Source organism: Paenibacillus sp. FSL H8-0548, assembly GCF_038630985.1.
Lineage (GTDB): Bacteria > Bacillota > Bacilli > Paenibacillales > Paenibacillaceae > Pristimantibacillus.
Window position 1 is genome coordinate 4,954,468 of sequence record NZ_CP152049.1, and the last position, 15,305, is coordinate 4,969,772.

General features: G+C 44.0%; 8 protein-coding genes and 1 pseudogene. 3 read left to right on the forward strand and 6 right to left on the reverse strand.

Annotated features, from left to right (window positions below; all coding sequences use genetic code 11):
* Positions 1-42: 42 nt before the first annotated feature.
* A complete protein-coding gene (locus MHI37_RS21585; protein WP_076337322.1) occupies positions 43-9,768 on the reverse strand; it encodes a family 43 glycosylhydrolase in 9,726 nt (3,241 codons plus the stop codon).
* 305 nt (positions 9,769-10,073) lie between these two features.
* Here MHI37_RS21585 and MHI37_RS21590 point away from each other — a divergent pair, with 305 nt between their 5' ends.
* Positions 10,074-11,777 carry a methyl-accepting chemotaxis protein gene (locus MHI37_RS21590; RefSeq protein ID WP_076337321.1) on the forward strand — a complete coding sequence of 568 codons (1,704 nt, stop codon included), beginning with the start codon at positions 10,074-10,076 and terminating at the stop codon, positions 11,775-11,777.
* 382 nt (positions 11,778-12,159) lie between these two features.
* Here MHI37_RS21590 and MHI37_RS21595 read toward each other — a convergent pair whose 3' ends face one another.
* Positions 12,160-12,741 (reverse strand): IS4 family transposase, encoded by a 582-nt coding sequence (locus MHI37_RS21595; protein WP_179090229.1) that lies wholly within the window; start codon positions 12,739-12,741, stop codon positions 12,160-12,162.
* Positions 12,701-13,237: a DUF4372 domain-containing protein gene (locus tag MHI37_RS21600; RefSeq protein WP_144023698.1), complete on the reverse strand. Its 537-nt coding sequence runs from the start codon at positions 13,235-13,237 to the stop codon at positions 12,701-12,703. Before MHI37_RS21600 ends, MHI37_RS21595 begins: the two co-directional genes overlap by 41 nt.
* 263 nt (positions 13,238-13,500) lie before the next feature.
* On the opposite strand from MHI37_RS21600, the gene MHI37_RS21605 reads away from it, so the two are divergent.
* Together MHI37_RS21605 and MHI37_RS21610 are read left to right on the forward strand one after the other, a co-directional pair.
* Positions 13,501-13,761: a hypothetical protein gene (locus tag MHI37_RS21605; protein ID WP_076337320.1), complete on the forward strand. Its 261-nt coding sequence runs from the start codon at positions 13,501-13,503 to the stop codon at positions 13,759-13,761.
* A complete protein-coding gene (locus MHI37_RS21610; protein ID WP_179090228.1) occupies positions 13,758-13,904 on the forward strand; it encodes a hypothetical protein in 147 nt (48 codons plus the stop codon). The genes MHI37_RS21605 and MHI37_RS21610 overlap by 4 nt, the downstream gene beginning before the upstream one ends.
* Positions 13,905-14,023: 119 nt before the next feature.
* On the opposite strand, the pseudogene MHI37_RS21615 reads toward MHI37_RS21610, so the two are convergent.
* The 3 genes and pseudogenes from MHI37_RS21615 to MHI37_RS21625 all read right to left on the reverse strand — a co-directional run bounded on the left by MHI37_RS21615 (position 14,024) and on the right by MHI37_RS21625 (position 15,299).
* Positions 14,024-14,209, reverse strand: a pseudogene (locus tag MHI37_RS21615) (helix-turn-helix transcriptional regulator).
* An 82-nt stretch (positions 14,210-14,291) separates the two neighbouring features.
* Positions 14,292-14,516, reverse strand: coding sequence for a response regulator transcription factor (locus MHI37_RS21620; protein ID WP_076337319.1), 225 nt, complete (start codon positions 14,514-14,516; stop codon positions 14,292-14,294).
* Positions 14,517-14,642: 126 nt separating this feature from the next.
* Entirely contained in the window at positions 14,643-15,299 is a 657-nt protein-coding gene (locus MHI37_RS21625; protein ID WP_076337318.1) for a class D sortase, read from the reverse strand.
* Positions 15,300-15,305 lie beyond the last annotated feature (6 nt).

Below are 15,305 nucleotides of genomic sequence, written 5' to 3' on the forward strand. Positions count from 1 at the left end.
CTCATTGGTATGAGAAGGTGGCGGTTTTTTTATGATTTAATATTAAGGCAACAGATTAAATAAGCTGTAAATGATTTTGGCAGCCTCTGCTCTCGAAGCATGATCCTTCGGAGCGAAGAGGTTATTCCCTTTGCCATTCACAATTCCTGCGCCTTGCATTGCGCTGACGCTTTCTGAAGCGTAAGCTGCAATATCAGATTGATCCGCAAATTGCTGCGTTTCCCCTGCAGCGCTCAGGTCTACCTTTGCAAGCTTCGATGCGCGATAAGCCATAACAGACATCTCTTCGCGAGTAATTTCATCATTTACACCAAAGCTGCCGTCTGTTTTACCCTTAACGATTTCAAGCTTCTGCGCAAGAGCTACAGCATTATAATACCAAGTTCCTTCCTCCACATCACTGAACGAGCTTACTGCGCTGGAATCAGTGAATTCAAAGGCGTTCATCAGCATCGTAATAAATTGCGCTCTAGTCACTTTGCTGCTTGGTGCAAACTTATCATTGCCTACACCGTTCACAATCTCACGAGCTGCCAGCGCTTCAATACTTGTTTGCGCCCATGCCACATTTGCGAGATCCGTAAATGTAACAGCGTTGTTTACAGCCGTGTATTTACTAAAGTGTTTGGCATCAAATTCTACTTTGCCAGTCTCAGCATTATACTTCGCATTTTTAATGATTTCGGGTTTGCCGCTGTCACTGATGTAGTAAACGACAACTTGGTTTGGATTTTCATTCGATTTCAGGTCATAATCGAGCGACACTTTAATCGTTTCTCCACCGAAATCAGAAACTTTTGCTCCGTTAATGTAGAGTGTGAAATCGTAGACAGGGTTGCTGCCGACAATTGCGCTGGCATCAGCAGACAAGCTGCTGTTATCGACTTTGGAAATCGAAAGCGAGATTTCTGTCGATGCGTCTAGTCCAGCAGTAAATTGACCTGCTGTAACGGTAAATGTCGCTGCGCCCATATCAACATTGACGCTTTCAATTCCTTTTGCTTTGGCCGCTTCAAGCTGTCCTGCTGTTAGAGCAACAACAGCCGTTTTCGCCGAATCTGTATTTTGGACTTTAATACTTACTGACTTGCTATCCGCTTGTTCAAGAAGCTTGTTGAAATCGGAAGCTGCTACCTTAACAGTCAACACACCGCTCGCATCCGGCTTCACAACTGGAAGCGTCAAGACGTTGCCTTCAACTTTGGCTGGAGCCTCAGGAGCAGGCGTCGATACCGGCGGATTGGTAGGTCCAGGATCTACCACATCAGCTTGACCGGAGATCGTGATGACAATCGTGTTCGATACAGCTGGATTGCTAACCGATGCTGCTTTCACGGTTACAGATCCATTTGCCACAGCTTTCAACAAGCCGCTAGCCGTTATTGTTGCGAATTGCGAACCGGCATTGATCGACCAAGTTACATCCTTGTTAGTTGCATTGTTCGGAAGTACTGCAGCATTCAGCTGCAGCGTTCCAGCTTTTGCTGTAATCGCAGTTGCTCCGCCTTGGCCGCTAATGGTAAGCGACTCGACTGCAACTTCTGGATCTATCACATCAGCTTGACCGGAGATCGTGATGACAATCGTGTTCGATACAGCTGGATTGCTTACCGATACTGCTTTCACAGTTACCGTTCCATCTGCTACAGCTGTCAACAAGCCGCCAGCCGTAATTGTTGCGAATTGCGAACCGACTTCGATCGACCAAGTTACATCTTTGTTAGTCGCATTGTTCGGAAGTGCGGCTGCATTCAACTGCAATGAACCAGATTTCGCCGTAATTGCTGTTGCTCCGCCTTGGCCGCTTATGGTAAGCGACTCGACTGCAACTTCTGGATCTACCACATCGGCTTGACCAGAGATTGCGATAGCAATCGTATTCGATACGGAAGGATTGCTAACTGATTCTGCTTTAACCGTTACGGTTCCATCTGCCTTAGCTTTCAACAAGCCGTTTGCCGAGATTTCAGCAAATGTAGATCCATCTAAGATCGACCATGTTACTTGTTTGTTAGTCGCATTGTTCGGAAGTACAGTCGCAATCAACTGCAATGTTCCGCCTTTTGCAGTAATGGCAGTTGCTCCGCCAAGTCCACTCAATGCGATCGAATCAACGCCAATGGCTCCATTAGCTGAAGGCATTAGCTGCGGTGTAATCGTTGGACCCCAAACTTCCATCAGATCCGGCCCAACTGCTTGTGGTACAAATTGTACGCGGTCTATCGCCAGCTTCCTTGGTTCGGTTTGACCAATTGCATAGTGCGTGTGGTAAACCATAAACAATTCAGTACCATCCGGCGATTGAATTAACGAATGGTGTCCTGCTCCAGGTACGAGCGCGTTAGCTTTCATAATCGGGTTGAACTCATACTTTGTCCATGGACCAAGCGGTGTCGGCGCTGTAGCGTAGCCTACGCCGTAATCCGGGCTTTGGAAGTGGTTGCCGGAATAGGTCATGTAGTATGTGCCTTTATGCTTAATGACGAATGGTCCTTCATTAATCTTTGCAACGGGCGCTTTCTGACTATTCTCCCACTCCTGAGTTGCAGCGAACACAAATTTAATTGTGTCTTCTTTGATCGTCTTCATATCATCGTTCATCTCAGCAACCAAAAGATGATTGTCATTATTGAATCGAACGAAGTACATGTAAGTTTTTCCATCATCGTCCGTGAAGATATGTGCATCGATCTCTTTTGGATTCTGATGAATTGGCTCTTTAACCTCCTGTTTAAACGGCCCAAGCGGTGAATCACTTGTTGCAACCGCCAGATGTTCCTCTACAGCGTAGTACATATAGAACGTGCCGTCTTTCTCGATAACCTCGGGTGCCCAGAATTGTTTTTCGCCCCATGAATCTTCTCTACGAAGAGCGTAACCTTCCTCTGTCCAATTTACGAGATCTGTCGATGTATAGACTTTAATGCCTGTTTGCATATTTGGAGAATTCGCAGTGTCCGTACCATAGAGATAGTAAACTCCCTCATAGAACATGGCATGCGGATCAGCAATGCCACCCAGCTGATTTAAGTTGTTGTAGGTTGGGCCTGTAATTGTTTCCACATAGGAGCTAACCTTCACATTATCAAACTGAGCTACCGCATTGAACGTTCTTAAACCAATCGATCCTGTCGAAGGATGCGATGGCTCAGCCACATCAAACTTCGGATAAGGATTCATGTTAAGCGGATTGTCGTTAATGTAAACCTGGATATGGTTTTCATTCACGATAACTTTAATCGAATACGATTCGTTCACATCAATCGGCAAATTCCTTGTAGCAATCTCACTCCACTTGCCGTTCGTGAACATGCCTAGTGTAGCGAATTTCTTCGCTGCATTAATGCCGACATAGTAACCGTCTAACGCATCAGGACCGATACTTGGATTAGATGCCCGGAATACGAGGCCAGCCTCTGTTCCGCTAACAATCTTCACATCAGTTTCCAATACGAAGTCAGTGAACTGTTCTGTCTCCAGCATGGCTTTATATCCAGCGCCGCTTGAAACTGTATATGCTCCGTCTTTTACAGACCATACACCGCCATAAGTGGTCCAATCAGCAGTATTACCACTAGTGAAATCTTCACTGTACAGCTCTTCTCCTGGCGTAGCATCGCCTTGAACCGTTACGATGGATTTCGAGCTGAAATCTCCGCCATTGGATACCGCTTGAATAGCGACCCTTCCTGGCGCTTTCGCTTCAACCAAACCTGTATTGCTAACGGTAGCAATATTTGTGTTCGCTGAAGTCCATGTTACAGCAGTGCCGCTTATACCTGAGTTCTCAAGCTGTACCGTCTCTCCAACTTGCAGCGAAGCTGTCTTCGGAGATAAGTCTACGCCGCCTGCGATCTCTCTGATCGCAAAATAATCAAATTTCGCGTCAATTGGAGAATCACTAGCTACGATATTACTTGCATAGAATCCTACTTTAATATTACTTAGAGTAGCTGTAACAGGATCAGATGCTTGAATCCACTCATAACCATCCCAATAGTAGGTTGTGTAAAGATTGCCTACCTTTTTGATCTTAAGTGTATGCGTTTCTCCACCTGGGTGTTTGACAAAGTTACCCGGTTTTTGATACTTTGCATTAATTTCGTACGCAGTCTCGAGAGTCTTTCCATCAGCCCATACATGGTTGAATTTGACGAAGTTGTCCGCATTCTGCCATACGATGATACCAGCTTGTTGATGATTTTTCGTAACTGGAGCAGTAAACTTCGCAAGGATTTCAAAATCCCCGCTTGCCGGTACGTTACGCAGGAATACGTTGTTTAATGAGTTGGTGGTTTGATAGATGTCTGTAGCTGTCGTACGGATGGTCATAAATCCATTATTGTTTGTTAAACTCCAATTGGATTTCAACTCTTGGAAAACTGACCATGCACTATTTAAAGTTGCCGTATCAAATTGATCAACTTCATAAAGCGATAGATTCGGTTCTTGTTTCTCCGGCAGAACTTTTACAACGCTTTCCGCCATGACGCTGCCATTCGCTGAGCTAACAACTTTAATTTGCGCAGTACCAGGCACCAATGCTGTTACCTTAAATATAGCGCTTCCTGTTGCAGAATCTGTTCCTACTTGAGTCACAGTCGCTACTGCAGGATTCGATGATTGCACCGAAACGGTTTGATCCGAAACCATAATCGGTTTTAGTGATGATGTTAGTAGCTCAGTTGTTCCGACTGAAATGCTCAAAGCAGGTTTATCCACATTCAATGATTCTACTGGAAGAATGTTAGCTGCGTCAGCCACAATACGATCAAGCACGATGTAGTCCACCTGTGCAAAATTCGTTTTCTTCGCAAGACGTATCGTATTTGTGCCCTCGTTCAAATTGACGTCTAGTGATGTCGGATTAATACGATTCCAACCAAAGTTTTGGTAGAAAACCGATTGACTTGTTCCACCATTAACCGTCAATTCATGCTCAGCAATTGCAGAGTCAGCAGATCCATTCTCAGCCATAACGATCAAGCTGTAAGCACCTGCATCCGCAACTTCAACTGTAAATTCCACATAATCGCTGGCAGTATCGAGCTTGCCGACGACTTTACCGCCAGAGCTGTTCTCTGATGAAACAACTGCCGCGTTGCCGTGCAGTGCTGCATCTTCAGCTTCATACTTGTAACGGTCAACAGCAGGTGTGCCCGAAGGCTGTTCAACCGGTGCGTTGTACGCTACAGGAGTTCCAAAGTTTGGTGTTCCATCTGGATTCCAAGTGAATTTCTGCGCTCTCACGCTTCGATTACCCCAGCTTGCGCCAGATTTCAATGTCGCGTGATAAACAATCCAATCCTCAGTTCCATCCGGTGATTTGGTAAAGGTATTATGGCCTGGACCAAATGTTGTGGCAACTTTTGTGAAATGCGGGCCACTCTTCGTCCAAGAAGCCGGAGTCAAGAAATTGCCATCCGTGTTGGTCAGCATACCCAGCGTGTAATCATCCGTCCAGCTTCCGCTAGCGGAATATACGATGAATATTTTTCCGTCTTTTTTCAAGATTTCCGGACCTTCATTAATGCGAGGAGTTCCATTCAACTCCCACGACTCAGTCGGTGTAGAAATCAATACTCGGTCACCGCTAATCGTCCATGGGTTGCTCATTGGCGCGATGTAGATATTCTGTCTTCCATCGACATCGCCTGGCCAACCAGACCATAGAAAGTACAAGGAATTATCATCAGCTTGCAATACAGCGCCGTCAATTGCCCATTTGTTCGTGGAATCCGTAATTTTTCCTTTGAACGTATATGAGCCCTGTGGATCTTGTGAATTTCCTTCCAGTACATACATACGATGGTTGGCGTTATTACCATCATCTGCAGCGAAGTAGATATACCACTTGCCGTTGATATACTGCAACTCCGGAGCCCAAAGCTCTTTCGAATACATCGTGCCTGCAGGCGGCGTATACACCGTCACGCGAGGCGCTGAACCGATGTCTTCTAATCTTTTGGCTTTGGCTACGACTAATGAAGTATCATTCAATGACTTCACATAGTAGTAATAGCCATCCTTGAATACAATCGATGGATCCGCCGAACCTGCACCCGATGAGACAGGTACAATCGGGTTCGTGAAGGTTGTTCCAGCTGTCACGTTTACCTCTGCCGTGGCTGTCTTCCCGCCGTCAACCGTTGTAGCGGTAATCGTTGCTAAACCTGCTGTTATACCTTTCACTACGCCGTCTGCACTAACGACAGCGATTCCAGGTTTGCTGGAGCTCCATATTACTTGTTGATTCGAAGCGTTTACCGGTTCGAAGGAAGCAATCACCTGCGTTGTCTCGCCTACCTTCACCGATACATTAGCAGGTGTTACAGACACGGATTCAACAGGAATTTCGGAATATACCGGAAGCATAACTCGCTTCGTCATGTTTGGTCCGGACCATTGTACATGCAAGCTTGCATCGCCTGTCGCATGTACATATTCGACAGTTACCGCAAGCTTATCTCCACCTGTCAGGCTAGTAACACCGCTTACTTCTTCTCGAACATTAGATTTCTTATCAATAACTTTAGTACCGCCGATCCATACTCCCGCGATGTTATCGCTGTCTGCATAAATCGTATAGTCTCCTGTAACGGCGGGTTGAATTGTTCCATTCCATCTTACGGAGAAGTTATCTTCACCGATGCCCACTGTTGGATCAGGTGATCCTGTTCCTCTCTCGTTTCCTAGGTCAAAATCAATACGAGGCGTAATCGATTTCTTAACCGGCTGAGCGAAGTTGATATCTTTAAAATACTGTACATTAAAGATCGGCAGCGTGTCATAAGCATCGCCAACTAGCGCTTTAATGTCATTAACATCCCATGGATGTCCGTCTGGGTAGACGACGCCATGGAAAGGAACTGCTGGTTCTTCAGTTAGAGGATTAACATCGCTGCCCCATGGGAAACGAGTGTTATCACGGCCAATGCCAAACTCCCACATGACAAAACCTAAACCTTTGTCACCGAAGTTTTCAACTACACCAGGTACCGTTTGCGTCAAACGGTTCATTACCTCATCAGCTAGGACTCCGCTGTTTGGTCCGAATTTCTCTGGATAAATCGGATAAGTGGCATCGTAAGGATGATACGTAATGAAGTCGGAGAAAGGTCCGCCTGAGAACTTATCGCCAGTAGAAGTCATCGGCTTCATTGATCCTGTTTCCCTAATCCAAATTCGAGAATCGTTCATAATTTGCTTCGTAACGGTGTCCATCAAGCCGGTCTCGCCGTTGCTTGGCTCGTTGTAAACGTTCCACATTACTACTGCATCATTGTTCTCGAATTCTTCTACTACACCTTGGACATAATCTTTAAGCTTCTCTTTGTTAGCTGCATAGTTTGCTTTTACTGCATCACCTGGACCTTCCACCCAGCGGCTGTTATGCGCGCCGTATCTTGGTGCAAGCTGATCACCCCATACCGGGAAATCATTCCAGCAATCATCAAAGAATACAAGCTCTACCTTAATATCGTATTTATCCGCTAATGCAAGGAAATCATTCATATTTGCTATGAAGTTATCCTTATCATTTTCCCACAATAGATTGTGCATGAACACACGAACGAAGTTAATTCCGTATGTTTTGGCATAGGAGAGCTCACGATCATTAATCTCATGATCATAACTGCGCCATTGCTCAATTTGGTTAACCACGTTCGTAGGAACGAATACCGCACCTTGCACCCATGACCAATCATAAGACGGTTGAGTAACCTTACCTGTATCCGTAACTTTGATGTTGTCATAGACCGCATCTACGAGGAATGTTCTTAGTCCGATAGCACCTTCTGTATAAGTGCGGTCTACGACACTAACTACAATCTCGCCGTCAATATACACGTCAATATTTCTGCCTTCTGCTACTACTTTCATCTTGTAAACCTTGTTTTGGCTGATTGGATAAGGGATCGATGCTATTCCTGTCCAATCGTTATTGAATTTACCGACAGATACACGCCCATCTATGCCGATGCCAGCATAGTAGCCTTTCAGATTGTCAGTACCAACCGTTGGGTTGCTAACTCTGAATAGGACGCCCGCATTCTGGTCGCCAGTAGCATTACTTATAGAAATATCAGTTTCGTAAGTCAGGTTGCTGTAGTTGGTTCCATCCGCAACCGCTTTGAAGCCAGCACCATCGAGCACCTTATATTTGCCGTCAGTAACACTCCAAGTGCCGCCATAAGTCGTCCAGCCCTGAGCGTTTCCATCATCAAAATTCTCATCAAACGTTTCTGCCTTGAATGTTAAGCTTGTAACCTTAACATTATCGTAAGAAACTTTGTTGTTATCGTTCCAAGCTCTAAGTCCGACTGCGCCTGTTGTATACTCCGTATCCGTAAATTGAACCTCCAATTTGCCGTTTACGAAAATATAGTAAGTCGAGTCGAGACCTACCACTTTCAATTGATTAACTTTATTTGGTAAAACGGCAGCTGTGACCCTTGTAATCTCAGTCCATTTTCCAGCGCCATTATTCGCAGCCGAATTCATTTTACCAACTTCAAGAGATCCGCTCGGAGATATTCCTGCGAAATAGCCGCTCATATTATCCGCGCCATTGCCAGGGTCCGTAACTCTAAATACAAAACCGCTGGTTTGTAGGCTGGCAGATGGATTGATATCCGCTTCCATTACAAACTGCTCAGGAGTTACGTCAAGCATCGCTTTGTCGCCTCTAGCATTTTGAACCTCGTACTTGCCGTTTACTACGGACCAAGCACCTGATTGGACACCTGTGTAAGTAGTCCAACCAACCGAATTACCATCTTCAAAATCATCCGTCAATTCCGCTTCGATTCTAGCGATAGAATAGAAAGCCTCTGCCGTTTCGGAGACCATTTCTCCCGTTTTCTCTGCATACGCTTTAATAAGCGTTGGAGATGTCACGGTGATCGGGGCAGTAAATACCGGTGAAGCGCTGTTAGGCTGACTTCCGTCTGTTGTATAACGGATAACTGCTCCAGGTGTAGCTGATGTCAATGAAACCGCTTGCGATTTAGCATAATTACCAGCAGCAACACTGAATTCAGGTGCGGAAGTCTTATTCTCCGAATACTCTCTAACGACTATATTATCAATTGTCGATGTTCCCCACCAAGTACGGATACCCACCTGTCCGCCAACTGTAATCTGCTGTCCGTCATTGTCGACATAGTCAATTACCGGGGTCGTCATATCGTTTAAGTACATTTGAATGTGATTTCCAACTGCAACGATCTTGACATGTCCTTGATTCACACCGACTGCTTTAGGCGCCACCAATTCTTTCCACACATTTCCATTTCCAGTTACTCTACCGAGTGTAACTTTTTTATCTAGAGTTAATGCTGCATAATAGCCAGTGTATCCGTCAGCAACTCTATCTGATAAATTGTTTACTCTGAAGAGCAAGCCAGTTCCGTCTGAGTTTACCCCGCCGATTTTCAAATCAGCTTCGTAAACCAAATTTTGAAAATAAGTGCTGTCTGCTACTGTTTTAGCACCAGGAGCATTTGTGACATGATACTGCTTCTGTGCATTGACTGACCAAACGCCGCGAAATGCTGCATCTGCTGATTCATAAGTACTCCAGCCAACGGAATCCCCGTCATTGAAGTCTTCATGGAACACATTCAGCGGCGTATCTGCTGTTGACGTAACTTCTGCTGCCGAAATCATTGCTGGCGGTATGAATGAGAACAACATACTAACGCATAGTATGTACGCCAAAGCTTTACGCAGTGATTTTTTCCTGCCTGCTGCTGAGTTTCTCAATGCTTTTTTCCTCCTCTGAAAATATTTGATAGTGTACCATGTTTGAAATAATTCACATGGCATAAGCCTGTTCATGACACTCCTCACGGACTATCCGGTCATGATTTATTCATTATAAAGGATAGTAGTTGGACTAGTATTTATAATAAACTGTCTTTTTATATACTTTTCGGCTATTAAGAAAGACTGCTTATGGATCGCTTCCATAAAGTCAGAACATTACACAAAATAACTGAAAATACTAAATACTTTTTATGGGTTTCATAGTATCTTTTATATGAATTATCTTCCAAGGGGGAAATTGAATGAATATTATTAGCGGGTATAGGCACCAACCCATTAGAAGCAAACTGATTATCGCGTTTATTCTAGTGTTATTATTGATGGGGACGGTAAGCGGGGCGCAGATGTTTGTATTCAACAAATATATAGACAAATACAACTCCATGCTCGTTTCAATTGAAAAGGCGAACGCCTTGACAGGCTCACTCAAATCCGAGTTCGATCCTGAAATCGAAAGAATCGTGAATGGCCGGCAAACCTTCGAGAAAAGCGGACATCACGCGATGGTCACCTACATTGAAGATCAATTAATTGAATTAAAACAAAATGAAAGCGCATCCTCTATCATAGAGAAAATTGATGCTACTAATAAAACGTTGGATTCTCTAAAATCTCAATTGGACAAGCTGAATCAGTTGATTATTGACAAAGCAACGGTCGATGAACAGACAGCTGCGTTCGAAAATATAGTATTGATTTCGAGTCTTGTCGAGTCTGATTTGGATCAGCTTATTCGCGCCAAATTAATCGTCAATTCATCCGAAAAGGACTTGATCACATCGCAGTTTCAACAGAATATTCTCATCTATAGTTCCGTTTTTATTGTTGGCATCATCGTTTCTCTCCTCATCGCATGGAAGATCTCCAGTGAAATCGCGGTACCCATTCGTAAATTAAGTATAAATATTTCACAATTAGCGCAAGGAAACCTTTCGGTAGAGTCTGTCTTCAGCCGCAATCGCGACGAGATCGGAAAATTATGCGACTCATTTAACATGATGTCCGAAACGCTGCGCACAATCATCGACAGAGTACGAGAAACGAATGAGCAAGTTGTCACCTCTTCCCATCAAATGGACGCCGGTCTCCATGAGAACAAGCAAGCCGGTGAAGACATCGCAACCGCTACAATGAAGGTCTCTCAATCTCTATATGAGCATGATGAATATGTTCAATTATCTGTACGAGAATTCGATGAGCTCGTGCGGTTATTCCAAACGATCACGACAAATTCGCACAAAATTAACACAAAAGCATTCGACTCGCTCCATATCGCCGAAGAAGGAAATCAGCATATCGAGAGCTTTATGGAACAATTCGCTAAACTCAAAATGACTGTATCATCTGTCAACCAAGATGCTAAACTGCTCTACCAGCTTTCTAATGAGATGGCCGTGATGCTTCAGAACATTCGCAAAATCTCATCCGAGACTAACATCCTAGCCCTCAATGCATCCATTGAAGCTCAAAGAGCTTCTGAGCATGGACGAGGATTTGCGGTTATAGCAGGCAGAGTCAAGCAGCTCGCTGGCCAAACCGAGAATCTATCTGTGCAAATCGATGAGAAAATGGCTGACGTTCGACGCACCGTACAAACGATTCAAATCCGAATGATAGAAAGCATCGAACAGCTGGAGCTTGGAGAAGAGGTTGCAACGAAGGCTCAGTTAGGCTATCGATCTATCCATGAAGCAAATGTCACCGTACAAGCCGAAATCCAAACGATTACTGAGGAAATGAGCAATGGCGGCGAACGAGTGAATCGAATTCACCATCTCGTGAAAGAAGTGGAAATTCGCGCTGAGCGCATCAAACAGGATATCGATGAAATCTCCTCGATGGAGGAAGAGCAAGTAACAGCGCTTAAGCAGGTGGCGGCCTCATCAGATATTCTAACGAAGCATATTAGCGAGCTTAATGAGACCGTTTCCCTATTTCAAAAATAAAATCGTTTGCTGGCAGTCTAATAAAATGACCAACTCTTGGGGGTTGGTCATTTCTGTTTCAAACGATTTTTTTATGAATTTGGTGAATTCATCCACTTGGTTATGTTGAACCTCAATACGATTGTTATTGTATTTATCTCGGATCACTTGCGTTTCATAAAGCTCGGAAATGAAAAGTCAGAAAATTAAGCAAACAATATTTGATCCAAAAAGCCAAAAGCTCGAGCACCTCTTAAAGGTCATCCTATTAACTTGGTAATTTTTGAATAAATGTACGTTAGTTGCAGTTTTTTAATGCTCACGGTATCTCTTTCTTTTTCCGTCCAGCTGATGTGCGGCTTGGTTTGCGGTTCATTTGTGTAAGCCACATGTCATAGGTATCTCACAGAAACACTTTGAGCCATCGATAAATCTGCAGCAATCTATGCTTCATTCCGGTTTCTTGCTTGATGAGTGTCAGTAAACAATATGAAATGAGCTCCATCCAGACTTGATTCATTACCACATTTTCGCTTGTGCCATAAAACGTTTTAATCTTAATATGCTGCTTCATCCACTTGAAGAAGGTTTCGATGACCCAGCGGCTTCGGTACATTCCACCTACTTTATTGGCCGATAGATCAAAGCGATTCGTGAGTAGAAATAACATATTCCCTTCTGAATATTCCGTTTGCACCATACGCAGGGAATGCTTCATCTGTGATTTGTGTGTTCCAATACGCACCTTTTCATCAAACGAAACCTTGCTGTCCTGCGGTAATTCATACGTAGATAAAGGCTCAATCACGGCGTTCTTCTTCAGACATGTAACGAAGAAGATGTTATACTCACAATAGCGATCATAGGCGGTGTAATCCACGTATCCGTGATCAAACACATAGGTAATTCCTTCTTCATCTATAAGTGCATCCATCTGTGTCTGATCATTGTCTTTGCCACCGTAATGGTGGCTTTGTCTGAACAACGTCATCCTCATTCACGAAAGCGATTCGCGTATGAATCTTACTACCAGACTTTGTCTTGCCGAACGTGGTGGAATCTATAATTTTGAAAGTCCTTCGCAAGATAGAAGAGGAAGATTGGGAGTGAATACGCTCTACCAACGATGCAAAAACCTGTTCCAGCAATGCGGGATCGACTTGATTTTGCTTCCGGCATAGCTGAGCAGCCGAGATCGTTTCCAGCCCAAGCTCCTTCTGAATATCTTCACATAAGACATCATCAGCTATGTCTCGAAGTTCGTCTCGTCCTTGCAGTTCAGCATGAAGAAAGAGTTTGAAGTAAGCTAATGTCGTGAGCTTCTTGATGCACTTATATTGACCAGCATGGGTCACTCGATCTATGAACGTTTTCGTACAAATTGGCGCTAGCCATTTACCAAATGAAGAAAATAGGATATTCTTTTCCATGAGATTGGCCCTTTTTAGTGGATTATGGACAGGAGTTACCTGCCATTCCATTGTAAAAGATCTTTTTTTGTTTGAATCACTTAAATACAGAAAGTTTCGAAAATTCAGAGAGTATTAATGCAACACTAGTGATTAGTTCTTCATTGATAGAGTAATTTGTTAAAACAATTTGTTTGTGCATTTGTTCCAATATGTCAAACGTATCTGTACTTATTTCCCCGTCAAACTCAAAGTACATGATCCACACTCACTTCCATCATTCTTGGGCAACTATGCTATAATAGATATATAACGTTCAAAACGAGGTGAAGCCGATGAAATGGGGAGAGATTACCAATTTGCATCCAGGTCGTTTTGTGCTAGTGGAAGCAATCAAGGCAAGCTCCATAAACCGTGTGCGTCAGTTAGAGAATATGGCAGTCATTCAGGACTACACTAATCCGCAAGAAGCTTGGAGCGGCTATAAGGAGCTGCATAAGCTGCATCCGACACGTGAGTTGTATGTATTCCACACGAGCAGAAGTGATATAGAAGTAGTGGAGGAGTTCTTTTCAGGAGTTCGGCAGCGGACATGAAATTAGGAATCCAGCACGGCTTACCAATCGTTTCCTTGACCATAGCTCAGAATGGTCAGTCCATCGTTTTGCGCATTGATTTTATGATGAGAGCCAAATGCAAGGTGAATTTCGAAACTATGAATATCGAGCTTGAAAATTAGACTAAATGTTGCCAACCGTGATTTCCTGCTCCAATTCCTCCAATGAAAGCCGCAGGTCATTACAACCTTAATATCACCATTACGACTGGCTATTATCTCAGATAACAGCTTTTTCAGAATCAACTGCACCTCATCAAGTGTGTTTCAAACCATATGACATTAGAAATATGGTTGCGGACGATCTTTTCACTAATGAATAATTGCTGTGCAATATCTCTAGTTGTCTTGTCCTATACTAACAGCTCAAATACCTCGCATTCACGATGGGTCAATAAAAACTTGCTCTTATGGTCGCTACCTTTCAATGTTTGTCACCACGTACACAACAATCCGGCTTAACAACAAAACAAGACAGCATATCGCTATGCTGTCCATTGAAGTGCTATGTTAGATTTGTAACTCACCAAGCTTAATAAGCTCGACAACCGCTTGTGAACGACCTTTTACGTTCAACTTTTGCATGACGTTAGAAATATGGTTGCGGACGGTCTTTTCACTGATGAATAATTGTTGTGCAATATCTCTAGTTGTCTTATCCTGTACTAACAGTTCAAATACCTCGCGTTCGCGATTGGTCAATAAAAACTTGCTCTTATGGTCGCTACCTTTCAATGTTTGTCACCCCTCCTTGCGCGGGTTTTTATGGTTTAACAAGGTTAAGGGATACAGTCAACTTATACTATGAAGGGGCGATACCATTGGTGCTGTTACGCGGAGAAAATGGGCACTGCCCACCGCTTACATCTTAGCGTGAATGATTAAGCGATGGGTAGGATCTACGATAGGATCACAGGTAATTAGAGTAAGCAGCTTATCTTTATCGTTGTAATTGAGTACGGATACATCGGTAGGCTCGACTATGGAAACTTTATACACGGTGTAGCTGTAGGTTTCATCCTTTGTCTCTACGACGATTTTATCGCCAACCGCTACTTCTCCCAGCCGGTTAAACAATCTGCCCTTCGCACGCATGCGATGCCCGGCAATGGCCGCATTGCCGACCTGGCCTATCGCTGCTGTTTCTTTCAAATGCGCCGTAGCGGATTTCATGTTTTTCTGAGTTGCACCCTCTACGACAGGCAGCTTAAGCTTTATTTTGTCGATCTTTATGGTAGCGATGGAGGCAATTTTTTGCACAACAGGAGCCGCTGTAGGTGCTTCCGTTGGCGTGCTGACGACCGCTGGCTCCGTGGCAACAGCTTCCTCATAAAAGAGCTCTGTGAGCCGCTCATACTGCTGCTGTGCCTGCTCCTCGGCTGTTTCATCGAAGCTTGCTTCTTCCCACTCCGCCATCAACTTTTCTTGCTTATGACTGTCATACCATTCACTTGCCTTAGGATAAAGTAAAATTAAAATCCCAATGACTACTAAAGTATAAGACCATATTTTCTTCATATTCCC